Origin of the sequence: Polyangium sp. 15x6, assembly GCF_029960785.1 — a bacterium.
GTDB lineage: Bacteria > Myxococcota_A > Polyangia > Polyangiales > Polyangiaceae > Polyangium.
Window position 1 is genome coordinate 1 of sequence record NZ_JASBQE010000139.1, and the last position, 26,086, is coordinate 26,086.

Below are 26,086 nucleotides of genomic sequence, written 5' to 3' on the forward strand. Positions count from 1 at the left end.
CGGGAGCGGCCGCAGGGGCGGGAGCGGGAGCGGGCGCAGGCGCGGGAGCCGCCTCGGCCTTCGGAGCCGGGGCCGGGGCCGGGGCCGGCGCTTCACCGCCGCCCGCCTTCGCGGCGAGCGCGGCGATGTCCTCGCCCGGCGCGCCGATGATCGCCACGGGTTGTCCGAGGCGCACGACGCTGCCCGCGGGCGTCAGGATCTTGAGGATCGTGCCCTTGTCGAAGGACCGATACTCCATCGTCGCCTTGTCGGTCTCGACCTCGGCGAGCAGATCGTCGACGCCGATCGTGTCCCCTTCCTTCTTGTGCCAGACGCTGATCTGTCCCTCCTCCATCGTGGGGGACAGCTTCGGCATTTCGAGAATCTTGGCCATGACCGATCAGCCCTTTCGGTACAGCACCTCGCGGACCGCGTCGGCGATCCGATCGGGTTGCGGCAGGACGTACTGCTCGAGCTTCGCGTTGTACGGCATGGGTACGTCGCGGAACGTGACGCGCAGGATCGGCGCGTCGAGCTCGTCGAAGGCGAGCCGCTGGATGCGGTCGACGATCTCGCCGCCCACGCCGCCATACGGCCATCCCTCGTAGGTGAGCACCGCGCGGTGCGTCTTCTGCACCGTCCGCACGAGCGCTTGCTCGTCGAGCGGGCGCAGCGACCGAAGGTCCACGACCTCCGCGTCGATTCCCTCTTTTTCGAGCAGCGCCGCGGCCTCGAGCGCCACGTGCACCGGGCGCCCGTACGCGATGATCGAGACGTCCTTGCCCTCGCGCGCGACGCGCGCTTGGCCCATCGGCACGATGAAATCCGGATCGTCCGGGACCTCGCCCTTCACGTTGTAGAGCGTCTCGCTCTCCATGAAGAGCACCGGATCTTCGTCGCGGATCGCCGCCTTGAGCAGGCCCTTCGCGTCGGCGGGCGTCGCGGGAGCGAGGACCTTCAAGCCGGGAACGTGCGCGTAAAAGTGCTCCATCGCGTGCGAGTGCTGCGAGCCCACCTGCCGCGCCGAGCCGTTCGGCGCGCGCAGCACGATGGGCACGTGGAGCTGGCCGCCCGACATCTGCCGGATCTTCGCCGCGTTGTTCAGGATCTGATCGAACGCGACGGCGGAGAAGTTCCACGTCATGTACTCGACGATCGGCCGGAGCCCGACCATCGCCGCGCCGATCGAGATGCCCGTGAAGCCGCTCTCCGTGATCGGGGCGTCGATCACGCGCTTCGGGCCGAAGCGCTCGAGCATGCCCTCGCTCACCTTGTACGCGCCCTGATACGCGCCGACCTCTTCGCCGATGAGGTAGACGCGCTCGTCGCGCTCCATTTCCTCGATCATGGCGGCGCGAACCGCCTCCCTGTAGCGCAAGACGGTCATCGCGCGAATGCTCCCTTGTAGGTGGTCGCCTCGAGCAGCTCGGGCCCCGGCTCGGGGCTCTCGTCGGCGAAACGAATGGCGTCCTCGATCTCGGCCTCGATCTCGGCCTCGATCTTCTGCAGCGCCTCTTGATGGCCTTTCCCTTCGAGCTCCGCGCGCGAGACCATGAGCGGGTCCTTGCGCTTGCGCTCCTCGAGCTCGTCGGGCGTCCGGTACTTGCCCGGATCGCTCATCGAGTGGCCGCGGAAGCGATACGTGCGCACCTCGACGAGCGTGGGCTCGCTCGTCGTGCGCGCGCGCTCGATCGCCTCGCCGATGCGGTCGTGGACCTCGAGCACGTGGGTCGCGAAGAACCGATCGCGCGCCATGCCGTAGCCCACGGCCTTGAGCGAGACGTCCTCGACCGAGAGCGTACGCGCGAGCGACGTGCCCATCGCGTACTCGTTGTTCTCGACGACGATCACGATCGGCAGCTTCCAGAGCGACGCGAGCGACATGCCCTCGTGGAAGTCGCCGATGCTCACCGCGCCCTCGCCGAGGAAGACGATCGCGACGCGGCCATCCTCGCGGTACTTCGAGGCGAACGCGGTGCCGACGGCGAGCGGGACGTGACCGCCCACGATGCCGTAGCCGCCGAGCATGTTGTGCTCGGCGTCGAAGAAGTGCATCGAGCCTCCGAGGCCCTTCGAGCAACCCGTCACCTTGCCGAAGAGCTCCGCCATCGCCGCGCGTGAAGTCATCCCGCGCGCGAGGGCGAGGCCGTGGTCCCGGTACGTGGTGATCGCGTAGTCCGTCGGCTGCAGCGATGCGACGGCGCCGACGGCCACCGCCTCCTGGCCGATGTACAGGTGGAGAAAGCCACCGATCTTGCCCTGCGCGTAAGCGCGCGCCGCTTCTTCCTCGAAGCGGCGGATCTGGAACATTTTTCGATACAGGGCGAGGTGGAGCTCGTCGGAATGTTGGCGCGTCGTGGTCATGAGGTGATCGCGGCCTCCCGGCCCGTGTGCGTGTCCTCCGCGGGCGTGCTTCTGTCAAGTCCCGGCTTTTCGCCGTGCTGCGTCATCCGCACGTTTTCCCGCAGCTCGTGCGGATGCAGCCTGCAAGGGATTCGAGCGCGGAGACGGCCTCGGTCGTCGCCTCCATCGGGCAGGCTTTGACGGCGCAGCCGTCGAAGTCCGACTCGGAAGGGGAGAGGCAGCCCGCCGCGCGCGCGCAGTTCCACAGCGCGTCGCATGGCGTTCCTTCCTCGCACGCGAGCGCCGCCGCGCAACACTGGCCGTAGACGCAGGCGTCGCACGCGGTCATGCCCGTGGTCGGCTCACACGACGAACCCCCGCCCGCGCCGCCCTGGCCGCCGGCGCCGCCTTCGCCGCCCGCGCCACCCTGACCGCCTTCGCCGCCCGCGCCGCCCTGACCGCCTTCGCCGCCCGCGCCGGGGAACAGCGGTCCCTCTTCCTCGGAGCCGCAGCCGTAGGGCAGGGCGGCCACGAGGGCCGTCGCGAAAAAGAGCCAAGTCGTCTTGCGCATCATGCGCCTCGTCCCGGTGTTCATCGTGCCTTCCTCGCCCTTCGCGCGAGCCGCGCCGCGAGCGCTGCCACGAGCCCGAGGCCCGCGAGCGCGAACCCACCCTGGGCCGCGGGCGCGAGCGAGCAGCCGCCGCGGTACTCGACCGTCTGGGGCGCGGCAGGCGCGCCGCCGTCGGTCGTCGGGCCCGCGTCGGGCGAGACCTCCGAGCCGCACTTGCCGCCCTGGCATTTGAGGCCCCCCGGGCACGTCGCGTCCTCGTCGATCTCGCTATTGCAGTTGTCGTCGACGCCGTTGCAGACCTCGGGCAGGCCTGGCGCGATCGTGCCGTTCGTGTCGTCGCAGTCGGTCTCGGCGCAGAGGATCGAGCGCACGCCGTCGCCGTCGAAGTCGGGGCACTCGACGTTCTGATCGTCGAACTCGTTCGTGCCCTGATCCCCCATGCCCGTGGAACAACCTTCGGGCGGCGGCCCGCCGCTCACGTCGATGACGCCCACCGGCGGCGACGAGACGCTGCTCGCGTGGATGCGCACGATGCCGCCGCCGCCCGAGCCGCCGACGCCGACCGTGCCGATCCCGCCGGCGCCGCCCTTCGCCGTGATCTTCGCCTTCGGCAGCCAGTCGATGACGTACGCGTCGAGGATCACGTGGCCGCCCGCGCCGCCGCCCGCGCCGATGTTGGCGAGCAGGTTGCCGTTCGCGCCGTTCGCCTCGATGGTCCCGTTGATCTCGATGCGCGCGGCTTGCAGCCAGACACCGCCGCCGCCGTTGCCGCCGCTCGCGCCCATGCCGGGCGTCGAGCTGCCCGAGCCGCCCGCGCTGCCGAGGTCGAGCATCGAGGGGTTGCCGTACGGCGCACCGCCGAGGCCGAAGGGGCCGCCGCAGCCGGGCGCCTGGGTCGTCCCGTCGCCGCCGCCGCCGAAGTAGGCGCCGCCGCCGCCCGCGCTGCTCCCGTTCACATACCCGCCGCCCATGCCTTCGCCGGGCAGGCCTGCCTTGCCGGGATGGCCCGAGCCCGTGGCGTCGATCGTGCCGTCGGACTCGATGATGATGCGATTGGCGCGGATGTGCAGGCGCCCCGTCGAGGGCCCCGAGCCCTTGGCGAGCACGCGCAGCACGGCGCCGCTCTTGATGGTCAGGATGTTGAAGTCGTTCGTGATGTCGCCCGGGAGCGTCGCCGGCTGACCCGTGTTCTCCACGGTGAGCGACGGCGCGGCGAAGGCCGCGCTCGGGATGCAGAGCAGCAGCGCCGCGGGTAAGGCGGCTCGGATTGGAAAAGCAAAAGAACGCATGATCATGGCGGAAGGCCTCTACGGTTTGGCCGGCGCGGGTGCGGCCTGCGAAGCGGCCGGCGCCGGGGAAGCGGGAAGGGCGGAGGGCGCGCTCGTGGCGCTCGCCGACGGGGCGCTCGTCGGCGGCGCGGAGGGCGCGGCCGATCCGGAAGGCTCCGGCGCGCTCGCGTCGAGGCCCGCGTCCGCCTCGAGCGCCGGCCCCGCGTCGGCCTCCGGAGGATCCTCGCTCGCCGAGCTCGAGGGCTCGACGCGCGGGCGCGAGGTGCGCGGCTGCGGCGTGGACACGGTCGGGCGAGGTTTGTCGGCGGAGGCGGGCGGGGGGGCGTCGGCGGAGGCGCTCGCCGAGGGAAGCGCGCGACCGTCCACGGCTTCGCCATCGTCGTGGAGCGCGAGCCGTACGAGCAGCGCGGCCGTGACCGCGACGACGGCCATGCCGAGCAGCACTTGTCCGCGCTTGCGCTCGGACGGCAGCCCCACTGCGACCTCGGGCGTCGCCTCGTGGTGGATGGACGCGGCCGTCACGCGGCCGGGCGCGCTCGGCGCGGTGGCGCGGGGCGCGGGTGTCTCCACGGCGGGCGCGAGCGCCTCGGCGAGGGCCTCGCCGAACGCCGCGCAGCTCTCGTAGCGATCGTGCGGCGCCTTGGCCATCGCCACGGCGAAGACGTCGTCCACGGCGGGGGGCAGGCCGCGGCGCGCGGCAAAGCGGTTCGGCGGATCCCGAGAGATCCGCGCGGCCACCTCGACGGCGTCGTCTCCAGGGAAGGCGCGCTCGCCGCAGATCGCTTCGTAGAGCGATGCAGCGAGGGAAAACTGATCACTCGCGGGGGAGAAGTTCTTCCCGCCGAACGTCTCGGGCGCGCTGTAGGCGGGCGTGCCCATGAGGCCGCCTGCGTGCGTGAGCGTCGAGTCGGGGATCTTGGCGATGCCGAAGTCGGCGATCTTCCCGCCGGTTCGCGAGAGGATGATGTTCTCGGGCTTGATGTCGCGGTGGAGGATGCCCTCGCCGTGGGCGAACGTGAGCGCGCTCCCGAGCTCGCGCGCGAGCCGCGCGGCCTCGCCGGCCGGCATCGCGCCTGCCTTCAGGCGTTGCTTGAGCGTCGGCCCTTCGACGTACTCGAACACGAGGTAGAGCCCGAAGCGCCCGTCCTCGCCCATGTCGTGCAGCGTGACGAGGTTCGGGTGCGTGACGCGCGCGGCGGCGCGGGCCTCGTGGCGCATGCGGGCGAGCAGGCCCTCCCGCACGTCGCGCGGGATCAGGAGATCGCCGCGCAGGAGCTTCACCGCGACGTCGCGGCCGAGCACGGGATCGTGGGCGCAGAGCACGCGGCCCATCGCGCCTTCGCCGACGAGGCGTAAGACCTCGTAACGCCCGATGATCCTGGGCAGCTCGAGATCGGGCTGGGAGGCTTGGGACTCGGGCACGCGCTCGACGGTTTTAGCCGCCAGAGGCGAGCGAGGGAAGGGCGGATACGCCGAGAGCGACGAACAGATCGAGGCTCGCGCCGAGGGTCCAGTGAAGCAGGAAGGGCCCGAGCATCGAGCGACCCCGGAAGGCGAGAGCGCCGAACACGAGGCCTCCCGGGACGGTCAGGAGGACCTCCAGAGCGGGCTTGCCCACGTGCACGAGGGTGAACGGCAGGAGGTGCAGCACGATCGCGACCGGTCCACCCAGATCCCGCGCGAGGCCCACGACGAGCAGACCCCGGAAGAAGAACTCCCAGGCGAAAAACGCGGCGCCCCACATGGAGATCCACCCGAACCACCCGAAGAGCCCGGAGATCCCCGCCGTGTGCGCTCGGTAATGCGCGGCGACGCCAGGCACGCCCGCGAGGATCGCGGCGCCGAGCACCACGAGGGGCAAGAGCCCGAGCGTGATCGTCCCCCAGCGCCGCGCGTCGCCGATCCCGAGCCCGAGGTGCTCGGGTCTTGGCATGCCCCCGATCCTGGCGAGGGCGAGCGGCGCGGCGAACAGCAGCACCACGTGGGCCAGGACCCAGCCGGCGTGCCTTTGCACGCGCGGGTCGAGGAGCGGCGCGATCGGCCGGACGAGCACGCCGCCGATCGCCATGCCCTCGAACCGGAGGAGCGCGAGGAGCGCGCAGGCGACGGCGAAGACGAGCGTCGCGCGCGGGATGGATGGTGCTCGCGAGCTCGTGCCTTCTTCGCGCATGCCGTGGCATCGTAGCAGCCTCGTGTGATCCCCTGGTTCGAGTTTCCCGCCTTGCCGTTCGGCCTCCACGCGTTCGGCCTCTTGCTCACGCTCTCCGTGATCGTGAACCACCTCGTCCTCGTGCAGCGCGCGCGCGCCCTCGAGCTCGGTTCGAAGGGTGCGATCGAGGCGCTGGCGATCGGCACCGTGGCGACGGCGATCGGCGGCGCGTACGGCGTGGGGAAGCTCGTGGGCGGAGGCGGGACGCTCTCGTCGGCGGGCGGTTGCCTCGGCGCGATCGTGGGCCTCGTGGGGTTCGCGCGGGCGCTCGGGATGCCCGTGCTCGCCGCGGCCGACGCGGCCACGTACGCGTTTCCCTTCGGATGGATCTTCGCGCGCGCGGCCTGCGCCTTCGCGCATGATCATCCGGGCCGGCTCTCGTCGTCCTTTCTCGCCGTGCGGTACCCGGGCGGCGCGCGCTTCGACCTCGGCTTGCTCGAGTGGATGGCGACGCCCCTGCTCGTCGGGATCGTCGTCGCCGCGTCGCGCCGCGCGTCACGCCCGGGCGTGGTGACCGGCGTGCTCGCGGTCGCTTACGGGGCCCTTCGCTTCGGGCTGGATTTCTTGCGCGCGGAGGACGGTCGCTTCTCGGAGCCGCGGTGGCACGGGCTCACGGCCGCGCAGGGGGTTTGCCTCGGCGTGATGATCCCGGTCGGGATCGTCCTGCTCCTGCTCAAGGCCACCCCGTCGCCGCCCGCAGCGCTTGACCGAGCAGCGAGCTCACCGCGTTCGCCGCGATCGCCCACCCGAACGCCCTCCGCGCCGTGATCCCCGCCTTCCAGAAGTAGCCCGCCTCCACCGCCACGGCGAACCCCTCCGCGAGGACCCCGTACCCGAGGTAGTACCCGAGCTCCCCCAGCACGAACCGCGGATCGGCGTGGATCGCCGCCACGTACAGCGACCTCCACAGGCTCGGCATGACGAACCACACGATCGGGTGCGTGATAGCGCTCGCGCCAAACGCGACGAGCGGGCGCACGCCGAGGGCGCGCCGGTAGATCGGGACCTCGATCGCCTGCGTCAGGACGAACGCCACGCCGTACCGGGCGATCGCCTCGCCGGCCTGCATGCCCGTCAGGCGGAGGCCTCGGGCGGCGACCAGGCGCGGCGGCCCTCGGCCCAGAGCAGCGCGCCCGCGGCGAGCTCGAGGTGGCCGTGGAAGAACGCGAGCCGCAGGTAACCGTCGCGCGCGGCGCCCGGACCGAAGAACGCCCAGACGATGAGCGCGAGCGCGCCGATGGCCGAGAGCCACAGGATCCACCCGCCGATGTCCCCCGCGAGCGCCCGGAAGCTCTGCCGGTAGGAGCGCGGCGTCTTGCTCGGCCGATCGTCCTCCGGCATGAGCCGGAGCCAGACGATGTAGTGCGTCGCCTGCGCGAACGCGTAGAGCACGACGATCCGCACCGCGAGCGGTCCGGTGGGCGTGGGGCTCAACGTCCACGAGAGATACCGCATCCCGAGCCCCGTCCAGGGCGCCTCCGCGCCCCCGCTCCACGCGAGGAGCGGCTCTGCCGCGCCGAGCAAGAGCGCCGCCGTGCCCGCCGCGAAGAGCGCGATCGGCACGAGGTGCAGGCGCGTCTTCCGTGGCCGCCAGGCCCACCAGATCACGACCGCGACGAGGTTGTGCAGGTGCGCGAACGCGAGGTCGGCGAGCCACCCGGCGCGCTGCGCCAGGAGGAACAGCGCGCCCACCACGGAGAGCCCGATGAGCCTTCGTGACCACGAGGTCCGCGCCACGCAGAGCGCGAGCGCCGCGCCGACGAGGCCCCCGCGCACCCCGAAGCCGAGGCCCGCGGCGAGGATGCCCACGCCGATCGCCGCGAGCACGAGCGGCCGCCGATGCAGGCCCGGGCGCGCCACGAGGTACCGCACGTCCGCGAGCACGTGCGGGATGCCCCAGACGAGCGGCCCCACCACGAGCATCACGACGGGCCACGACGAAGCGAGGAAAAACGCGGTGATGATGAGCGTCGAGCCGAGGACGGCGACGCGGCGCTCGCGATCGATGAGGAGCGAGCGCGAGAGGAAGGGGCCGAGCAGGCGCAGGCCGAGGCGGCGGAGGTGATCGAGGCCCGCGAGCGGGGCGTCGAGCGGCGGCGCCGGGATCGCGGCGACCGAACCGACCAGCCTGTGAAATCGCCCTTCCCCTTCCATGGGACGCCCTTGCCGTGTCCTCAGATCGGGCGCACGTCGCCCGGGGTGGGGAGCGCGGGCCGCCGGCTCATCGCCCCGTCCTCGCCGGCGTCGGCGGGCTGCGGCGGAGGCGGATCCGGGGGCGGTCCGTCGTTGCCCAGGCACATGTCACGAGCGCCGAACCCCGCGCCCACGAGCGCGAAGAAGCTGAGGCGCGACCCCCACTGCAAGAGAGAAGCCTTCATGAATCCCCTCGACGGGCCAAGCCAAGAACGGGTGCGCCGGCCCAGGCTGCACCCTCTCTGCTTATAGACGATTTCTGACCTCGGAGCCCCGTCCCGCGCGGAAGCGGCAAGAAACACGCGCAAATTCGCCCTCTTTCGCGCGGGAGCAGGGCCGGGGGTGTGGACGAACCGGTGATCGGGGCGGTTGTTCTAGGCTCGCGCGGGCGGTGAGCGTAACCTTCCCGGCGAGACCCGACCGTTCATGAAAGCCGGCACCAGGATCGGTGGAAAATACCGCCTCGTGCGCCCCCTCGGGGAGGGGGGGATGGGCGTCGTATGGGCTGCAATCAACGAGCTGACCGAGCGTGAAGTCGCGCTGAAGCTGCTCCGCGGTCTCGACGCCTCCGAGGACGCGCGCCTGCGGCTGCTCCGCGAGGCGCGCGCCTGCGGCCGCATCGTCCACCGGAACGTGGTCGAGATCTACGACGTCGGACAAACCGACGCGGGCGATCCGTTCCTGGTGATGGAGATGCTGAGCGGCGAGACGGTGGGCGAGAAGCTGCAGCGCGAGCGCAAGATCACGCCCGTCGTCGCGCTGCGCATCGCCGCCGAGACCGCGCGTGGTCTCAAGGCCGCGCACGCGGCGCGTGTGATGCACCGCGACCTCAAGCCCTCGAACCTCTTCCTCCACGAGGAGCCCGGCGCCGAGGCCCCCGTGCTCAAGATCCTCGACTTCGGCGTGAGCAAGACGCTGCAGCAAGGCGCAGACTTCACGGCCACCGGCAAGACGATGGGCTCGCCCGCGTACATGAGCCCCGAGCAAGTGCGCGGGCTGAAGACGGTCGATCACCGCACCGATCTCTGGTCCGTGGGCGTGGTGCTCGCCGAGATGCTGAGCGGCCGCCGCGTCTTCCAGGGGCTCACCCCCTACGGCGCCGCAGCCGAGGTGCTCTCCGGCCGAATCCGCGGTTTGTCGGACCTCATGCCCGACGCAGACCCGCGCATCGCCGCAGTCGTCGACCGCTGTCTGCAGCGCGACGTCGAGAAGCGATTCGCATCCGCCGACGAGCTGCTCGAGGCCCTGACGCCGCTGCTCGGCGACGACCGGCCCGGTCTGCCACCCGCAGCCGCAACGAAGGCCAAGCCGCCCTCGATCGCACCAGCATCGCCGCCCCTGCCCGTCATCACCGACCCGGACTCGAGAACCGAAGAGGTGACGCCGACCGACTTCACGCCGCCGCCGATGATGGACGACACGTCGCAGTACGCAGTGCCGCTCGACATGCGCGACACCGTGCGCCCAGCGCCGATCAGCATGCCTCCGTCCGGCGCACACGGCCTGCCCATCTTCGGGCGTGACTCGGCGCCGCCAGACAGCTCGGACCTGACGCACACCGACGCACTCCCAGCCGGGCTCGCCGCAGCAGCCGAGAAAGCAGCCGCGTCGCCGTCAGGCGCGATGCCCGTCGTGCTCTGGGACGAGTACCTCCGCAAGAAGTCCGAGGAAGGCTCAGACGAGCAGCCCATCGCCGAGCCGGAAGGTTTTTCGCAAGACGCCGCGCTCGCAGAGGCGGCGCCGACGAACCGCCGGATCGTCTACGCCGTCGCAGGGCTCGTACTCGTGACGCTCGCGGCGTTCGCAGCGGTGATGATGGCGCGGTGAGGCCGTTGCGCTGGGGCGTTGCCCCAGGCCCCACCAGGGGCTATCCGCCCCTGGACCCGGACCAGCGCAAGCGCTGGACCCGGGGTCGATGAACTGCGCGATGCGCAGTTCATCGAACAGGCCGAGGAACGACCCCTACCGACCAAGACAGCCGCGCTGCATTTCGACCGGCAACGTGGTCCCTGGTCTTCCAACGGGCCCGTTGGAAGAACTGCGCGGAGCGCAGTTCTTCCACCCCGAGTCCAGGGCTTGCCCTGGTCCGGGTCGAGGGGCGGACAGCCCCCGCGGGGACCGGGGCAGAGCCCCGGCGCGGCGCCCCCAAGAAAAAACCGTTGCGCCTCAAACCATCGAGCCACCGCGCTCAACCTGCGCAGGCGGGGCACCTCTGGCGCACGAGGTCTTCGGCCTTGCGCACGCGATCCTTTGCGGTTGCGCATCGTGCGTCGTCCTCGCCGGCGAGGTCGCAGAGGTGGGTGGCGGCGCGGCCCATCGACTGCAGGGCGCGGCATGCGGTCATGCATGGATCGTCGGACACGGGCGTGGCTTCGTCTGCGCTGGGCGATTGGTCTTCGGCGCGCTTCGCTTCGGTCTCGGCCTTCCTCTCGATGGGCGCGGGCGCGGTGGCTGTGGGCGCGAGGGGGGGCGCGGGGGGCGGCGGCGCGGCGAAGGGGGGTTGCTGCGGCTGCGTCCCGGTTGTTGCCTGCTGCGCCATCGCTTGCATGGGGCGCGCTGGGTACAGGCCGAGTGCGGAGTGCACCTCGCGCTCGGCTTGATCGAGTGCGGCGGCTGGGTCTTCGGGTGGGGCTCCGGTTGCGCCTGGGGAGGGCATGCTCCCGCCGCAGCCGAGGGCGATCATGGGGGCGGCGAGCGAGGCCAGGGCGAGAGCGACAATCCGTGTGGCGCGGCGGGGCTTGCGATTCATGCGGTCTCCACGGTGGACGTTCGGCGCGCAGGATCCGGCTCAGCGGCTCGGCCTCGGCGGGACAACGCGTGGGCCCTCCGCACCTTACAGGTCAGAGTGCGCTTCTTGCGCCGGACTCGTGCACCTCGAGCAGCTCCTTCGCCACGGCGGCGCGGCCCCGCGTGCCCTCGGAACGGACGAACCCGGTGAGGGGCACGGCGGGGTGACGGAAAACCGTCTCCTTCACCTTCACGCCGCCTTCCTCGTGCTCGGCCTCGTACACGAAGCAGCCCTGGAACAGGCCGGCCGCTACCTTCGCCTCCTTCCGCTCGACCTTCGTGAAGTCCGGCGGCGGGCTCGGGATCGTGACGAATTCGAGCACACCCTCGGCGGCTTTCAGGATCGCTTCCCGCGGCTCGGCCTGCTCTTGCACGGGGCCGTCGTCGGCCTTCGTGCGCATCTTGCGGATCGCGTTCTTGTCGAAACCTTTGCTTGCCGCGTTCTCCACCAGAAACTGGGAGACCGACGTGCCGGTCGGCGTGTTCAGCTCGATCTCGTACCAGAACGCCTCGCCTTCCTGGCCCACGATCCGCACGAAGACCTGCGACGGCGGCGCGCCCTTCGGCTCCACGGCGAGCCGGATCCACTGCCCCACGGCGAGTGGCTTCAGCGCGAAAGACTCCGCTGCCGGGTACTCCTTCACGGGGCGCGCGCCCTTCTTTTCCGGGGGTTTGGTGGTGGACGCCTTCGCCTCGGGGGCATCCTGGGCGGGCTCCTTCGCCTGGCTGTCTTGCTTGTTCTCGCAACCGACGGCGACGAGCGCGAAGAGCAACGAAAGCGAGCACATCGAGATCCGCGTCATCGGGGAGGAAGGAAGCACGACGCCGAAGGAAATGGCAAGCGAGACGGGCCTACGATAGTCTCGCCGCTCATGTCCCTGCCCGATGGTTATTCGCTTCTCCGCGCCGAGGAGAAGCTCGAAGCGCTCTGGGCCCGCGTGAGCTCCGATCCCTATCCGGAGGGCGCGCTTCCGACGCGCGTCCCGGGTCCCTGGGGGCGGCGAAAGCTCTTCAGCACCGCGTTCAACCGCGGCTCGTTCGAGCTCTCCGGTGACGAGCTGCCCCCGGATCGTCCGAAGCTCGTGCACACGTATGGCACGTGCGCCCGCGTGACCATGAAGATCACGGCGGAGCACCCCTACACCGGCGTCCTCGCGAAGGGCGGCCCCGCGCTGCTGCGCTTCTCGGATGCGAAGGGCGGCGGCAGCTTCGCGCCCTCGATCGCGCTGAAATTCTTCGTGACCGGCAAGCCGTCGCTGAACTTCCTCGGGCTGCCGAACGACTACCGCGAGAAAGGCGACCTGCGCTGCTTCTCCAGCGTCTATTGCAATTCCACCGTGCCGGCGAAGGAGTTCGATACGAAGCTCGTGCAGGGCGCGTTCCAGAAGGCCGCGAATTCGCTCGGCGGCACGCGGCTCTACAGCGTGTACCTGCCGCTCCACCACCTCGCGGGCATGCATACGGACGGCGCGAGGGCGGAAAACCCCCTCGTGCCCGACCGCATCGAGTTTCACCCGACGGCAGAGGCGAAACGCGCCTGCCCGGATACCTCGGACTTCCGGCTCTCGCTCGCCCGCGTGCCCGCCGGGATCAAGCTGTTCGATCTGCACGTCGCGGCGAAGCTCGACCAGCCGGCGCAGCCGATGGGCGAGCTCTGGCTCGACAGCACGTTCGTCGCCTCGAAGTACGGCGATGAGCGGCTCTTCTTCGCGCACGACGTCGGGCCGACGACGAACGTGCCGCATTGAGCTCGCCCCCTCGCCGGCGAGCCCCCCCGCCCTGATCGGACCTGCTCCGGGCCTCGCCGACTACGCCCGCGGGTGATGTTACGTTGTGCCGAGATGTAGGTGCAGGTCAGCCGAGAGGCGTCACCCCGAGCTGCCAGAAGAGGAACGAATACACGTCCGTCGCCTCCTCGATCTTCTTCGAGATCGGCTTGCCCGCGCCGTGCCCGGCTTTCCCTTCGACGCGCAGCAGAATGGGCTTGTCCCCGCCCGCCTCCGCCTGGAGCAGCGCCGCCATCTTGCGCGCGTGCAGCGGATCCACGCGGCTGTCGCCCTCGGCCGTCGCGAAGAGCACGGCGGGGTAGGGCGTCCCGGGCTTGACGTTGTGATAAGGCGAATACGCGCGCAGCCACTCGAATTGCGTCGGATCCTCGGCCGAGCCGTATTCGGGGATCCAGAGCTTCGCGATCAGGAACTTGTGGTAGCGGATCATGTCGAGCAGCGGCACCGCGCACACCGCCGCGCGGAAGAGCTCCGGCCGCTGCGTGATCGCCGCGCCGACCAGCAATCCCCCGTTCGAGCCGCCCATCACCGCGAGCCGCTCCGAGGACGTCACCCGGTCCGCGATGAGCTCCTCGGCGACCGCATACAGATCGTCGAACACGTTCTGCTTCGACGCGAGCATCCCGGCGCGGTGCCATGCCTCGCCGTATTCGCCGCCGCCGCGCAGGTTCGCCACCGCCACCACGCCGCCCTGCTCCAGCATCACGTACCGCGAGCCCGCGAACGCCGGCATCTGCGCGATGTTGAATCCGCCATACCCCGTCAGCACCGTCGGCGCCTTGCCGTCCCGCGCCACGCCTTTTTTGTGCACGAGGAAGTACGGCACCATCGTCCCGTCCTTCGAGCGCGCTTTTTCCTGCGTCACGACGAACTCGGACGCGTCCACGGGCGGCTTGATCTCGGCCCACGTGTTGACCTTCTCCGTCGCGAGATCGAAGCGCAGGACCGTGCTCGGCACGGCGAACGAGGTGAACCCGACGAACGCCTCGTGCCCGTCCCACTCGCCGCTCACGCCGCCCGTCGTGCCGATCGTGGGCAGCGTGATCTCGCCCTTGGGCTCGCCCGCGGCCGAGAAGCGCTTCACCACCGAGTGCGCGTCGACGATGTACGTCGCGAAGATCTGCCCGCCGATCGAGGTCACCGCCTGGAGCACGTCCTTCGTCGCTGGAAGGATCTTCTTCCAGTGTTCGCGCGCGGGCTTCTGCGGGTCGACGCGATAGAGCTCGTACGTCGGCGCGCCGTCGTTGGTCCGCACGAGCAGGGCGTCGTCGTACACGTCGACGTCGTAGATCGCGTTTTCCTTCGGCACCGCGAGCGGCACGAACGTGGCTTTCGGCCCGGCTTTGCGATCGTAGAGGTGCGCTTCGATCCGGCTCCAGCCCATGTGCACGGTCGCGACGAGCCAGCGGCCATTCGGCGAGATCGTGACGCTCGGCGAGTCCGTCATCGCGCGGCCCTCGCCGAAGACGAGCGGATCCTTCTCCCAGGGCCGACCGATCTCGTGCAGGTAGACCTTGCGGTGATAATGCTCCTCGCCCGCGGGCACGTCGCCCTTCCGCGGGAAGCGCGTGTAATAGAATGATTTCCCGTCGGGCAGCCACGCGACGGAGGCGTAGCGCGCGCGCGGGATCACCTCGGTCTCGGGCAGGTTCTTCCCGGTCTCCACGTCCATCACGTAGAGCGTGCTTTGCTCGTCGCCGCCCGAGGAGAGCCCGTAGGCGAGCTTCTTGCCGTCCCGCGAGGGCACCCAGAAATCGAGCGAGACGAGCCCGTCCTTGCCGAGCGTGTTCGGATCCACGAGCTTGCGATCCGCGCCGTCCACGCCGTCGCGCACGTGGAGCACCGGCTGATCCTCGGACGGCGCCTGGCGCGTGTAGAAATACCGGCCTTTGCCTTTCTTCGAGGCATAGACCGCGGGCGTGCCGACGGACCCGATCCGGAGGAGCGACTCGATGCGGTGCGTGAGCGCGGCCCGGCCCGGCAGCGACGAGAGGGCCTTCGCCGTGCGCTCGTTCTGCGCGGCTTGCCAGGTCTTCACCTCGTCGCTCTCGCCGTCTTCGAGCCAGCGGTAGGGATCGTGGATCTCCTTGCCGTGCAGCGTCTCGACGACGTCCTCGCGCCGCGTGGGCACGGGCGGCTCGCGGCGAGCGGGCGCGGGCGCGGCGACGGCGCTCGCCGTGGGGGCGAGGAGGCCAGAGGGGTGATTCGGGTGCGGAGCGGCGGGCGGAGGGGGGGTTCGAGAGCAGGCCATGGATACGAGCAACGAGGGCAGGAAGAAGAGGGTCTTCGGGCGATGAACGGAGCGCACGGCGCCCGCAGCTTTACCCGCGCGCGCGCCCTCGGCACTTCAATTCTGCCCCGGGATCACGTAACCAGGAGGACCATGAATCGAACCCTCGACGTCGCGACCTCGCTCGCAGCCACCCTGGCGCGCCTCGCCGGGGGCTTACGTTCCGGACACCTCGGCGAGCGTCCCGACAAGCTGCTCGAGCTCTACGAGTTCGAGGGCTGCCCGTTCTGCCGCAAGGTGCGCGAGGCCCTCACCATCCTCGACCTCGAGGCGATGATCTACCCGTGCCCGCGCGGCGGGAGCCGCTTCCGCACGGTCGTGAAGGAGCGCGGTGGCAAGCTCCAGTTCCCGTTCCTCGTCGACCCGAACACGGGCGTCGCGATGTACGAGTCGAACGACATCGTGGCCTATCTCTTCCGCGTCTACGGCGACGGCGAGGTGCCGATCTCGCTCCGCCTCGGGCCGCTGACGAACGCCACGGCGATGCTGGCGTCGGCCTTCCGCCCGGGGTTCGGCGCGTTCGCGCGGCCCTCGCGCGCGCCCGAAAAACCGCTCGAGCTCTGGAGCTTCGAGGCCTCGCCGTTCTGCCGCATCACGCGGGAAGTCCTCTCCACCCTGGAGATCCCGTACCGGCTGCACAACGTGGCGAAAGCGAGCCCGAGCCGGCAGGCGTTCATCGCGCGGAGCGGCAAGATGCAGGTGCCCTTCCTCCATGACCCGAACACGGGCGTGGACATGTTCGAGTCCGCGGACATCGCGGAGTACTTGCGGAGGACGTACGAAATCCCCTGACGAGTCTTCGATGCCGCGCGCGACGGAGCCCGCGATCGGGCCGAAGTCGACGCTGTACCTCGTGGTCTCGTACCGCCACCCGGACGGGCTCGTGGGCACGTTCGATCTCGAGGACTACGAGAAGAAGCTCCTCGCGCGCGGCGACTTCAAGCCGAAGAAGATCGACGATCCGGCGCTCTTGCCGCACCTCAACATCCACGTGCGCGACGGGCGGCTCCTGCGCGCCTACGAGCCCACGGGCAAGCTCGCGAACCTCTTCGATCCACGCGCGACGTGGATCTTCGAGCGCGCGCCGAAGAAGGCGAAGCCCGAGGCCGAGGCGGGCAAATCCGACAAACCCGACGCAGACAAACCCGACAACACGCCCGCGTCGAAGGAGCACCGCAAGGACAAGAACGGCGGGATGCCCTGCAAGATCACCACGCCGCCGCGGCTCTTCGTGATCGAGACGGGGTACGTGTTCGTCGTGGTCGGCATCAAGCCGACGGCGTTCACGTTGACCGCGTTCCAGGACCTCTACGCGGCCGTGGTGCGTCGCGGCATGACGCACCTCCTGCCGGAGAGCATGCCGCGCAAAAAGGCGGGCAAGGACGGCGAGATGAAGGCGCATCCGCTCGTCGCGATGGGCGAGGAGGCGCAGCTCGACGACACGACGATCCGGCACTGGCTCAAGGTCTTCATCCCCGAGGTGATGCTCGACGCGCCGATCGGGAGCTGGCCGAACCCGATGAGCGTGAACGTGCTTTACACGGACGGCTTGCCCGACGCGGCGGCGCGGCATCGCCTGCGGCTCGCGCACGGCAGCGATCAGCCGATCGACCCGTCCGCGGCCGACTGCCGCATCGAGGGACATCCGGCGATGTGGGAGCCCTCGGCGCGCGAGCTTTGCGTGTTCTCGCCCGTCGGCGTGACCTGGATGATCTGGCCCCTCGACGCGAAGGGCCTGCTCTCGCAGTTCGAGTCCACGATGCTCGAGCGCTACCTCTACAAGTGGGTGCTCATCGAGCACGAGCGCCTCTTCTTGCTGGAGCTCTCCTCGGCGTGCGCGAGCATGTCGAACCGCCCCGACGGCCGCATCTTCGGTCGCCTGCGCCTGGCGCTCCTGCAGTACACGGCGAAGTTCAGCTTCGGCCACATCAGCTCGGAGGAGCGGCACGACCGCTTCTACTGCGGCCTGCGCAGCGCGCTCGACATCGGCGGGCTCTTCGAGGAGGTGAAGGGCGAGATCACCGAGATCGACGAGTACCTCTCGGACAAACGCGCCGACCTCTTGAACCAGGTGCTCGCGTTCTTGACCCTCGTCCTCACGCCGGTGGGGCTCGTGATCGGGATCTTCGAGCGCGAGACGTTGCCCTCGTTCGATTTCGCGTGGCAGGACCTCGTCGGGCCGAACGCGTGGGTGACATGGGCCAAGCTCGTCTTCCACGTCCCGTTGTGGCTGACCGTGCTGTCGGCCGTCGTCGGGTTTGTCCTGTTCACGCGCCTGCTCGGCATGAACACGGTGCGCGGGCTCGTGCGGCGGATCAAGAATCCGGGCGCGGACGAGTAGGCGCGCTTCAGCGCGTGGGGAGGGCCGCGAAGAAGTCTTCGAGCTTGGCGGGGTCGAGGTTGCCGTCCGTGCGCACGCCGTTGCAGAGATCGACGCCGAAGGGCCGCACGGTGCGGAGCGCGGTCGCGAGGTTGTCCGAGCGGAGCCCGCCCGCGAGGTAGACCGGCAGCCGCACGCGTTCGCGGAGCCGCGCGCTGATCTGCCAGTCGTGCGTGCGCCCCGTCCCGCCGAGCTCCTTCACGGGCAGGTTCGGGTTGCCCGAGTCGAGCAGCACCGCGTCGACCTTGCCTTCGAGGCTCACCGCCTCCTCGATTGCCTCTTCGCCCATCACGTGCACGACCTGCACGATGCCGATGCCGGGCATCGCGGCGCGCAGCTCCTCGTACGTGCCCGACAGCAGCCGATCGAGGATCTGCACGACGCTCGTGCGGCAGCGCCTCTGCTGCTCGATGATGGCAGAGGCGTCCTGGTGGCTCGTGAGGAGGAACGTGGCCACGCCGGGCGGGACGCGCGTCGCGATGGCCGTGATCTGCTCCTCGGTGATCGCGCCCGGCCCGCTCGGGACGGGGCCGACGAGGCCGAGGGCGGAGGCGCCCGCGCGAATGGCCATCCAGGCCTCTTCCTCGGAGGCGATGCAGCAGATTTTTACGCGCGGGAAGGACATGGGCAGGGGGCGCATCGCGAGATTGCGGGCCTTCCTTGCCCGCCGGCTCACCTCTACGCGGAAGCTCCGCCGGTGTGAAGTTTTTTTCGAACCGCGCCCATGCGCGCGCGATTGCGTCGGCATCGCGACGAGGGGCCGCGCGTGGATCCTTTTTCCACCTGGGGCATCGACGATCCACCCCATTGGGAAGGCAATTCGAGACGATTGGACGACAAAAGGCCTCGGGCGCGCGCGGCACGCGGCGTGCTGTAGAGGCCGGCATGGACGCTCGCCCGACCCAATTCCGTGTTCTCGCCTTCGCCGCTGCCCTCGTCGCCACGCCCGTGTTCGCGGGCTGTATGGCCGAGGCGCCTCCCGAGGAGCTCGCCGGAGAGCCCGAAGGGGTGGAATCCCCCGAGCCGACCGATACCGTCGACGAGGCCGTGGCCGGCAGCACCGTCGCGCAGGCCGCCGCGTCGAGCTGCTCGACGTCGAGCGTGAAGGGGCTCTCGCTCCAGATCATCGCCGAGGCGCGGTGCCTGAACGCCGACGCGTACGTGCCGATCACGAAGACCTCGAACGTGACGTTCGGCAGCGCGGTCTTCGCATACCTGGAGAAGCCCGCGGCCGACAGGCTCGTGGCAGCGCTCAAGGACAATCCCGGCAAATCGATGACGATCAACTCGGCGCTCCGGACCGTGGCGCAGCAATACATGCTGTACAACTGGTACCAGAATGGCCGGTGCAGCATCAGCCTCGCCGCGAAGCCCGGTAGCAGCAATCACGAGACGGGCCTCGCGCTCGACGTGAGCCAGTACAGCACGTGGAAGACCATTCTGACGAACAAGGGCTTCAAGTGGCTCGGGTCGAGCGACGCGGTGCATTTCGATTACGCGGGCTCGGGCGCGGTGAGCTACAAGGGGCTCGACGTGAAGGCATTCCAGCGGCTGTGGAACCGCAACAACCCGGGCGATACGATCTCGGTCGACGGCGCGTGGGGCCCGCAGACGGAGGCGCGCATGAAGAAGTCGCCCGCGGCCGGCTTCGCGAAGGGCGCGACGTGCGGCTCGGCGATCATGTACGACGATCAGAACGGCGAGATCGAGGGCGTGGACGAGGCATTCACGCGTGACCCGAGCGATCCGGAGTTCTTCGTGCCGCTGCCGATCGACGCGGTCGAGGCGCAAGGCGAGCTCGAGCACGAGGCCTGCACGGACCACGCGCACTGATTCGCGGGGCGGCGAGAAAGGATGAAAAGGGCGCGGGGACGGTCCCCGCGCCCTTTTTCATTGCAATGGCTCAGTAAGGGAGCTGCGTCTGCGGCGGAGCCGGGGGCGGCGGCGGAGGCGGGGCCGGAGGCAGGGCCGGAGGCGGCGGCGGGGGATTGTCGAGGGGACAATCGCCCTTTGGCGGAGGCGGCGGCGGCAGAGGCTCCTGCTGCACAGGCCCCTGCACCGGAGGCTGCTGCACCGGAGGCTGCTGCACCGGAGGCTGCTGCACCGGAGGCTGCTGCACCGGAGGCGGAGGCGGCGGAGGCGGCGGAGGCGCGAGCGGCGGGCAGACCTCGATGCAACCCGCGCCGTACGCCGACCCCCCACATTCGAGACAACGCTGCCCGCCCCCGCAGGTCGGGTCGGGGATGCATTGGGCGTCCGCCAGGCAATATCCCAGGCACAACGCGTCATTCCCCGGCTCGCAGCCGCCGGCGGGAAACACGCACGAGACCGCGCAGTCCCTGCCGTAGCTGCAGCGCCCCACCGGGAGCTCGGAGGCGCAATGGAACCCCCGGCACCCCGCCCGAGGCGTGAATGGGTCGCCCACAAAGGGCGTCCCCCAGGCCTCGCCCACCTCGTCGGCCGTGCTTCGGACCTCGCCCTCGTCGGCCGGATCGTCCGCGCCGCAGCCGACCCCCATCACCAGCAAGGCGCCGAAGACCAACCCCACTACGTCCCATCGCTTCGTCATGATGGACCTCCCCCCAATCCCTGCTTCACGGCGGACGGCGCCGTCCGACGAGCGCACACCTTCACCCTCGGTGCCGGCACCGTCCGCCGCGTCGCGGTTCCATCCTCGACCGCGGACGCCTACGGGCGACGCCTCGGTGAGGACCCATGGCACCAGTGTAGCTGGAGGTGGGATATGAGCAAGGCAATGGAGAGGGCCGGCGCGAGGGAGGAGTCGATTTGCAGGAGGCTCCATGCCGCGGTCGGAGCATTGCGCGATGAACGGCGCAGGACCGTCCAGGAATGATGCCGTTCGGCCCTGACGATGGCCGACGGATTGCCCGCCTCCCGACGGATGGCTCGATCAGTACAGCCCGAATTTCGCCTGGTTAAGCGAGCGCGTGCCCCAGGTCTGCGTGCCGCGTGCGTGAGCGACCGTTGCCCCTGACGAGCCGGCGGCCGACGTCCACGCCGGAGAGCGCCGCGCTATCGGGAGCTTCCGGGATGCTGATGGCTTCGATCACGGAACGGCGAATCGTGACGTTCGGCGCGCGCACGTGCACATAGCCCCTCACATGAAGACGAACGAGGACGAATCGGCCATTTTCGCTGTAGGCGTGCGCGGCGGGCAGGGTGACGGTATTACCATTCCAGGTCAGCTTGCAGCAGACCATCGATAACAGTGCTGCAATAGGTAGACACGATTGCAGAGCGCGCGTGGTCTCGAAAGAAGGGTCGAGATTGTCGAGGGAGCGCGACATTCCACCCCCGCATCGTGCTGGCATTCGACATCGGCGCGCGAGGCGAATGCGAAGGAGTGAAGTCCGGCAGGGGGGCGACACGGAGATAATGGAGGAGGCAGATATGCGTTGCGGATCTCGCTCGATGAGGGCGTGGTCGTAGGGGGGAAGGAAAATGCGCCGCGTCGGCCCGATCGGCATGCGTCCGGGCGGCCAGGCTCGCCCGGGGCCACGAGCGCACCCTACGCCCTGCGCCGCTCGCGGGGGCTCTCGACCCCGGGCGCGGGCGCATCGTGGTCAGCGGAACCCCCGGGCGCCCTTCGAGCAGTCGCAAACGTGCCTCTTCTGGCTCGTTTGGCTCGATGTCCGTCCATGGATTATGCTCGTGCGTATGCCTTCGTTCGTGTCGCGACCCCGCGGCCCTCTTCCGTTTCTGACGCTCTGCGCCTCGGCGGTCGCTCTGTCCTCGGCCCTCGTCGCTGGTTGCCAGCGTGAGTCCCGGCCGACCTACGCCCAGACGCAGCCCCCGCCGCAGCAAGGGTATCCGCAGCAAGGCTACCCGCAGCAGGGGTACCCGCAGCAGGGCTATCCCCAGCAAGGTTATCCGCAGCAGGGCTACCCGCAGCAAGGCTATCCGCAGCAGCCGCAGCAGACGACCCCGCCGCAGCCCGCGCCGCAGCCCACGAGCCCATTCCCCGGTTTTCCCTGGCCGTTCCCGACGACGGGGACGCCGACGACGGGGACGCCGACGACGGGGACGCCGACGACCGGCGGGTTCCCGACGACGCCGCTGAACGATCCGATCAACAACGTCGACATCAACTTCCTGCGCAGCCAGGCCGGCGTGGTGATGGGCGAGCTCATCGCCGCGCTGCCCGCGAACAAGCAGTCCATCGTGCGCGACATCCCGTTCGTCGCCGACCCGACGCCCGGCGAGGTGAACGCGTTCGCCGCGTGTGACGATCAGGGCCTGCCGCTCATGGCCATCACGGACGGCCTGCTCGAGATCGAGGCGTACATCGCGCAGTTCAAGGCGAACGACGAGGTCTTCGGGACGCGCAAGCTCGACGAGTACCTCCGGCTGCTCGCGCAGAAGGGCGCGATGGTGAAGCCGCCCGTGGGCTTCGTGGATCCGATGCAGCAGATCGACGGGCGCAAGATCCAGCGCCAGCACCAGCTCTTCGACGAACAGGTGGGCTTCGTGCTCGGGCACGAGCTCGGGCACCATCACCTCGGGCATCTCGGCTGCACGGCGAACCAGGGCGGCAGCCGCGGCGTGAACCCCGCCGATCTCGGCAGGCTGCTCTCGCGCACGCTGCCCGCGTTCAACCAGCCGAACGAGATCGCCGCCGACGTGGCCGGGACGAACAACGTGCTCTCCGCCGGCGCGCGTCGCAACGGCGGCTACCGGCTCACCGAGGGCGGCGCGGTGCTGACCCTGAACTTCTTCGCGAACCTCGATCAGCTCACGCCGGCGACGATCGTCTTCAACTTCGAACGCACGCACCCGCATCCGATGGTGCGCCTGCCGATCGTGCAGCAGACCGCAAACTCGTGGCGCATGACCGGCGGCGCGCCGAACCCGTTCGGCGGTCTCTTCGGTCAGTAAGACCTAGCCCGCGCTCAGGCCGCGCGCGGCTTCCACGGCTGCGCGCGGCTCTACGACACCCCAGCCCTGCCGTTCGAGCGCGATCCCCGGCGTGCCGCGCGCCGTCGTCATGAGGATGCGCCGCACCTGGTGCGGACGCAGCGCCGGGTTCGCTTCGAGCATCTGCGCGACCACGCTCGCCACGATCGGCGCCGCGAAGCTCGTGCCGTCGACGTGCTTGTAGTGGCCCGAGAGGACCTTGCGATCACGCCGCTTCGCCGCGACGACCTGGCGCACGAGGTACGGCTCGCGGCGGCCCGCGATCGCGTCGAGATCGGCGTCGGAGCCGGCGTGCGCGGCGAGCAGATCGAAGAGCTTGTCGTCCGGAGCATCGTCGAGCCGCTCGAGCAGGCGCGCCTCGGCCGCGGTGGGCGTGCCGGGGAGGATCGGCGCCGCGACCCAGATCGCCGGCGCGATGATCTCGGGCTTCTGCAGGCCGTCGATGGTGAGGCCGTACGACGAGTGGTAGTGCTGCGACTGCTGCCCCGCGCCGCCGTCGTCGAGCCCACCCACCGCGATCACGCTCGGCGCGCTGGCAGGCGGGAGCACCTGATGATCGGCGAGGTGCCCCGCGTTGCCAGCCGCCGCGACGACGACGATGCCTTGCCGCGAGGCCTCGTCGGCCGCGCGCGAGAGCGGATCGGTGAGGAACGACTCTTCGTAGTCGCCGCCGCACGAGATGTTGAGGACGCGGATGCCGTAGCGCTCACGGTTCTCGAGGACCCAGTCGAGGCCACGCCGGATGTCGTCGTGCACGATGCGGTGCGCGGAGCCGACCTTCACGAGCACGACGTTCGCTTCCCAGGCGAGGCCGCGGAACTGCCCCGCCGAGAGCGCGCCGTTCCCCGCCGCGACGACGCTCGTCATCATGCCGTGCCACGACGAGACGTCCGAGCGCTCGAGCGCCTCGAGCCCCGCGCGCGGCGCGAAGAGGTCGTGGTAGGCGGCGATGCGATTGTACGGCGTCGTAAGATCGGGGTGCGCGTAAAAGCCCGAGTCGAGGAACGCGATGGTGACGCCGCGTCCGGCGTACCGCGTGTCGGCGTCGAGGCGCTCCGCGATCGGCAGGACGCGCGTGCGTGGGCTCGAAGGGCCGCCCCCCGGCATCAGTCGCTTTCGATCCTCGTGCCGCACTCGGTGCAGAAGGCGTTGCCGACGTAGAGCTCGTGATCGCAACGCTTGCAGCGCGCCACGCGGATCTCGTCGATCGAGCGCGGGCCATCCATCTCGACGTCGCCGCCGGCCGCGAGCATGGCGAGGTCGTCCGGTGTCATCACCTCGCGGAGTCCGTCGAGCTCGGCCCCGACGACCATCTCTTCGATGGGATCGCCGGGAGGCGGGCGATACGAGCGCACGCGCTCCATGTCCTGGATGTCGTGGTACCGCTGCGAGAACGGGATCGACGCGGCGACCTCTTCCACGGCGAGCTCGGGCGCATCCTCCATCGCGGAGATATGCGCCTCCGAAGGCAGCGTCGCGTCGTCGGCACGAACGAGCAGCGCCGAGATGTTGTCGACGCCGCCAGCCTCGTTCGCCATCGCGATGAGGAGCTCGCACGCCTCCGACAGATCCCCCGTCAGGTCGAAGACCTCGAGGATCTGTTCGTTGGAGATCATACCACTCAGACCATCCGAGCAGAGGAGGAAGGTGTCTCCCGGTTCGATCTTCACGGTCTGCACGTCGACCTTGACCGCGTCCTTCATGCCGAGCGCGCGCGTGATCACGTTCTTCGGCAAGCGCGCGAGTTCGTCTTCGGTGAGGTCGGGCTTGAGCGCGAGCGCGTCGTTGATGAGCGAGTGATCACGCGTGAGCTGTTCGATCACGGCGCCCCGGATGCGGTAGCAGCGGCTGTCGCCGACGTGCGCGATGTGCAAGCTCTCGTCGCCGTCGTAGTGGATCGCGACGATCGTCGAGCCCATGCCGCGATGCTCTTTGTGCGTCGACGAGATCTCGTAGACGTCGCGGTTGGCCTTGCGCACGGCCTGCGCGAGGCGCTCGGCAGGGCGCGGCAGATCGCTCTCGTCGTTCGGCGGAGGCGAGGGGAGTTCCCCTTGCACCGTCGCCTCGAAGAAGTTCTGCATCGACGTCGCCGTGAGGGCGCTCGCGACGTGCCCCGTGGAATGTCCGCCCATGCCGTCGGCCACCACGAAGAGGTCGAGGCTCTGCGCCACGAGCACGTTGTCTTCGTTGTGCCTGCGCTGGCGGCCTACGTCGGTCATGCCCGCGGCCACGAGGCGAAGGGTGTGGCGCGGCTGGGTCTTGGACATGCGACACGCGATTATAGCGGTCGCTCCCAGGTCCTCGGCTAGTTCCTCGTACGATCTGCCGCTCGGTGGCCCCCCGGTCGCCCCTCCGTCGTGGGCGCGCTCATACGCGGCGGTCGAACAAGGTTCCCGAGGGCCGTGCGCTTTGCGCTTTGCGCGCGGGCCGTGGTCGTTCTAGAGCCCTGCCGTGACGCTCCCCCGCTCCCTTCGCGCGTTCGTCGCCGCCGCGCTCGTCGCGGCCCCCTTGCCCGCCCTCGCGCAGACGTCCGATCCGGCCCAGGAAGACGCCGCCGAGGTCGAGGAGCCGCCGGAGCCGGGCGCCGGAACCCCGAGGGCCTACGCGCCCGACTGGCGCAAAGGGGCCTTCCTGCTGTCCGTGGGGGGCGGCTACGTGGTGCCCCTCGGCAGTATCGCCTCGGGCGTGACAGCAGGAGACCTCGTCTCCGGGGGGCCCGGCGTCTCGGTCGGGCTCGGATTCGGCCTGAGCCGGCACGTGTCCTTCGAACTCGAAGGGAACTACGGCCTCCTCGGGGGCGGCGAGACCTGCGCCGCATGCTCAGGGAACACGATCGGCGTGGGGATGCGTCTCGTCTACCACCTCGCCCAGGGCATCGCCTTCGATCCCTGGGCGAGTTACGGCGTAGGCTTCCGCACCTCACTCGTGGAAGCACCCGAGACCGGGACGGCCCCGGCCTTCGGCATCGGCCGTTCCCAGGGCATCGATTTCGCGCGGCTCACGCTCGGCGGGACGTTCTACCCGCACCCCGTCTTCGGCTTCGGGCCGTTCCTGGAAGGGACGGTCGGTTCCTACCGTCTGCGTCCCGATCCAGGGACGTCGCCGAGCGTGTACGGGTTTTTCCAGGTGGGTCTACGCATCACGTTCGACCCGCTCCGCAGCGGGAAGGTGCGCGCGCGGTCCACGGTCGCCGCAGCGTTCTGAGAGCGCGGAGCGGGGCGTTGCCCCGCACCCCAGCAGGGGGCTGTCCGCCCCCTGCACCCCGGACCAGGCACGGCCTGGACCGAGGGCCGAGAAACCGCGCGATGCGCGGTTTCTCGGAC

The 26,086-nt window shown here is 70.0% G+C and carries 26 protein-coding genes; 8 read left to right on the forward strand and 18 right to left on the reverse strand.

What is annotated here, in order from left to right; genetic code table 11:
- The 7 genes from QHF83_RS48460 to QHF83_RS48490 form a co-directional block, all read right to left on the reverse strand.
- Positions 1–373 (reverse strand): biotin/lipoyl-containing protein (locus tag QHF83_RS48460; protein WP_348980534.1); only part of this gene is annotated, 373 nt, incomplete at its 3' end.
- 6 nt (positions 374–379) lie between these two features.
- On the reverse strand, positions 380–1,366 hold the full coding sequence (locus QHF83_RS48465) for a pyruvate dehydrogenase complex E1 component subunit beta (protein ID WP_282424959.1): 987 nt from the start codon (positions 1,364–1,366) through the stop codon (positions 380–382).
- Positions 1,363–2,343, reverse strand: a complete 981-nt coding sequence (gene pdhA / locus QHF83_RS48470) for a pyruvate dehydrogenase (acetyl-transferring) E1 component subunit alpha (RefSeq protein WP_282424960.1) — start codon at positions 2,341–2,343, stop codon at positions 1,363–1,365. Before pdhA ends, QHF83_RS48465 begins: the two co-directional genes overlap by 4 nt.
- Before the next feature lie 82 nt (positions 2,344–2,425).
- Positions 2,426–2,917 (reverse strand): hypothetical protein, encoded by a 492-nt coding sequence (locus tag QHF83_RS48475; RefSeq protein WP_282424961.1) that lies wholly within the window; start codon positions 2,915–2,917, stop codon positions 2,426–2,428.
- Entirely contained in the window at positions 2,914–4,188 is a 1,275-nt protein-coding gene (locus tag QHF83_RS48480; protein ID WP_282424962.1) for a putative metal-binding motif-containing protein, read from the reverse strand. The genes QHF83_RS48475 and QHF83_RS48480 overlap by 4 nt, the downstream gene beginning before the upstream one ends.
- Before the next feature lie 12 nt (positions 4,189–4,200).
- On the reverse strand, positions 4,201–5,604 hold the full coding sequence (locus QHF83_RS48485; RefSeq protein WP_282424963.1) for a serine/threonine-protein kinase: 1,404 nt from the start codon (positions 5,602–5,604) through the stop codon (positions 4,201–4,203).
- Between the two features lie 13 nt (positions 5,605–5,617).
- Positions 5,618–6,352, reverse strand: coding sequence for a CPBP family intramembrane glutamic endopeptidase (locus QHF83_RS48490; protein WP_282424964.1), 735 nt, complete (start codon positions 6,350–6,352; stop codon positions 5,618–5,620).
- 24 nt (positions 6,353–6,376) lie between these two features.
- Here QHF83_RS48490 and QHF83_RS48495 point away from each other — a divergent pair, with 24 nt between their 5' ends.
- Positions 6,377–7,159, forward strand: coding sequence for a prolipoprotein diacylglyceryl transferase family protein (locus QHF83_RS48495; RefSeq protein WP_282424965.1), 783 nt, complete (start codon positions 6,377–6,379; stop codon positions 7,157–7,159).
- On the opposite strand, the gene QHF83_RS48500 is transcribed toward QHF83_RS48495, so the two are convergent.
- Genes QHF83_RS48500 through QHF83_RS48510 form a run of 3 tightly spaced genes read right to left on the reverse strand, consistent with a single transcriptional unit; the run spans position 7,065 to position 8,769 of the window.
- On the reverse strand, positions 7,065–7,460 hold the full coding sequence (locus QHF83_RS48500; protein WP_282424966.1) for a hypothetical protein: 396 nt from the start codon (positions 7,458–7,460) through the stop codon (positions 7,065–7,067). The genes QHF83_RS48495 and QHF83_RS48500 overlap by 95 nt on opposite strands.
- A 5-nt stretch (positions 7,461–7,465) precedes the next feature.
- Positions 7,466–8,545 (reverse strand): hypothetical protein, encoded by a 1,080-nt coding sequence (locus QHF83_RS48505; RefSeq protein ID WP_282424967.1) that lies wholly within the window; start codon positions 8,543–8,545, stop codon positions 7,466–7,468.
- A 20-nt stretch (positions 8,546–8,565) separates the two neighbouring features.
- On the reverse strand, positions 8,566–8,769 hold the full coding sequence (locus QHF83_RS48510; protein WP_282424968.1) for a hypothetical protein: 204 nt from the start codon (positions 8,767–8,769) through the stop codon (positions 8,566–8,568).
- Between the two features lie 241 nt (positions 8,770–9,010).
- Between QHF83_RS48510 and QHF83_RS48515 the strand changes: the two genes are divergently transcribed.
- Positions 9,011–10,411: a serine/threonine-protein kinase gene (locus QHF83_RS48515; RefSeq protein WP_282424969.1), complete on the forward strand. Its 1,401-nt coding sequence runs from the start codon at positions 9,011–9,013 to the stop codon at positions 10,409–10,411.
- Between the two features lie 361 nt (positions 10,412–10,772).
- Here QHF83_RS48515 and QHF83_RS48520 read toward each other — a convergent pair whose 3' ends face one another.
- Together QHF83_RS48520 and QHF83_RS48525 are read right to left on the reverse strand one after the other, a co-directional pair.
- Positions 10,773–11,132 (reverse strand): hypothetical protein, encoded by a 360-nt coding sequence (locus QHF83_RS48520; RefSeq protein ID WP_282424970.1) that lies wholly within the window; start codon positions 11,130–11,132, stop codon positions 10,773–10,775.
- Positions 11,133–11,424: 292 nt separating this feature from the next.
- Entirely contained in the window at positions 11,425–12,174 is a 750-nt protein-coding gene (locus tag QHF83_RS48525) for a hypothetical protein (RefSeq protein WP_282424971.1), read from the reverse strand.
- A gap of 69 nt (positions 12,175–12,243) precedes the next feature.
- Here QHF83_RS48525 and QHF83_RS48530 point away from each other — a divergent pair, with 69 nt between their 5' ends.
- A complete protein-coding gene (locus QHF83_RS48530; RefSeq protein WP_282424972.1) occupies positions 12,244–13,119 on the forward strand; it encodes a hypothetical protein in 876 nt (291 codons plus the stop codon).
- A gap of 106 nt (positions 13,120–13,225) precedes the next feature.
- Here the strand turns inward: QHF83_RS48530 and QHF83_RS48535 are convergent, their stop codons facing one another.
- On the reverse strand, positions 13,226–15,466 hold the full coding sequence (locus QHF83_RS48535; RefSeq protein ID WP_282424973.1) for a prolyl oligopeptidase family serine peptidase: 2,241 nt from the start codon (positions 15,464–15,466) through the stop codon (positions 13,226–13,228).
- A 75-nt stretch (positions 15,467–15,541) separates the two neighbouring features.
- Here QHF83_RS48535 and QHF83_RS48540 point away from each other — a divergent pair, with 75 nt between their 5' ends.
- Both QHF83_RS48540 and QHF83_RS48545 read left to right on the forward strand, forming a co-directional pair.
- Positions 15,542–16,240 (forward strand): glutathione S-transferase N-terminal domain-containing protein, encoded by a 699-nt coding sequence (locus QHF83_RS48540; protein ID WP_282424974.1) that lies wholly within the window; start codon positions 15,542–15,544, stop codon positions 16,238–16,240.
- A gap of 10 nt (positions 16,241–16,250) precedes the next feature.
- Positions 16,251–17,789 (forward strand): hypothetical protein, encoded by a 1,539-nt coding sequence (locus QHF83_RS48545; protein WP_282424975.1) that lies wholly within the window; start codon positions 16,251–16,253, stop codon positions 17,787–17,789.
- Positions 17,790–17,796: 7 nt separating this feature from the next.
- Here the strand turns inward: QHF83_RS48545 and QHF83_RS48550 are convergent, their stop codons facing one another.
- Positions 17,797–18,453 (reverse strand): phosphoribosylanthranilate isomerase, encoded by a 657-nt coding sequence (locus QHF83_RS48550; RefSeq protein ID WP_282424976.1) that lies wholly within the window; start codon positions 18,451–18,453, stop codon positions 17,797–17,799.
- A 260-nt stretch (positions 18,454–18,713) separates the two neighbouring features.
- Here QHF83_RS48550 and QHF83_RS48555 point away from each other — a divergent pair, with 260 nt between their 5' ends.
- Positions 18,714–19,661, forward strand: coding sequence for a M15 family metallopeptidase (locus tag QHF83_RS48555; protein ID WP_282424977.1), 948 nt, complete (start codon positions 18,714–18,716; stop codon positions 19,659–19,661).
- 70 nt (positions 19,662–19,731) lie between these two features.
- On the opposite strand, the gene QHF83_RS48560 is transcribed toward QHF83_RS48555, so the two are convergent.
- Entirely contained in the window at positions 19,732–20,397 is a 666-nt protein-coding gene (locus QHF83_RS48560) for a hypothetical protein (protein WP_282424978.1), read from the reverse strand.
- A 367-nt stretch (positions 20,398–20,764) separates the two neighbouring features.
- The gene (locus QHF83_RS48565) at positions 20,765–21,136 is read right to left on the reverse strand and encodes a hypothetical protein (protein ID WP_282424979.1); all 372 of its coding nucleotides are present in this window, start codon (positions 21,134–21,136) and stop codon (positions 20,765–20,767) included.
- A 382-nt stretch (positions 21,137–21,518) separates the two neighbouring features.
- Between QHF83_RS48565 and QHF83_RS48570 the strand changes: the two genes are divergently transcribed.
- On the forward strand, positions 21,519–22,724 hold the full coding sequence (locus QHF83_RS48570; RefSeq protein WP_282424980.1) for a M48 family metalloprotease: 1,206 nt from the start codon (positions 21,519–21,521) through the stop codon (positions 22,722–22,724).
- A gap of 3 nt (positions 22,725–22,727) precedes the next feature.
- On the opposite strand, the gene QHF83_RS48575 is transcribed toward QHF83_RS48570, so the two are convergent.
- Positions 22,728–23,870 carry a S8 family serine peptidase gene (locus QHF83_RS48575; RefSeq protein ID WP_282424981.1) on the reverse strand — a complete coding sequence of 381 codons (1,143 nt, stop codon included), beginning with the start codon at positions 23,868–23,870 and terminating at the stop codon, positions 22,728–22,730.
- Complete coding sequence (locus QHF83_RS48580) at positions 23,870–25,030, reverse strand: Stp1/IreP family PP2C-type Ser/Thr phosphatase (protein ID WP_282424982.1); 1,161 nt, start codon at positions 25,028–25,030, stop codon at positions 23,870–23,872. Before QHF83_RS48580 ends, QHF83_RS48575 begins: the two co-directional genes overlap by 1 nt.
- 184 nt (positions 25,031–25,214) lie before the next feature.
- Between QHF83_RS48580 and QHF83_RS48585 the strand changes: the two genes are divergently transcribed.
- Positions 25,215–25,967, forward strand: a complete 753-nt coding sequence (locus tag QHF83_RS48585) for a hypothetical protein (protein WP_282424983.1) — start codon at positions 25,215–25,217, stop codon at positions 25,965–25,967.
- Positions 25,968–26,086 lie beyond the last annotated feature (119 nt).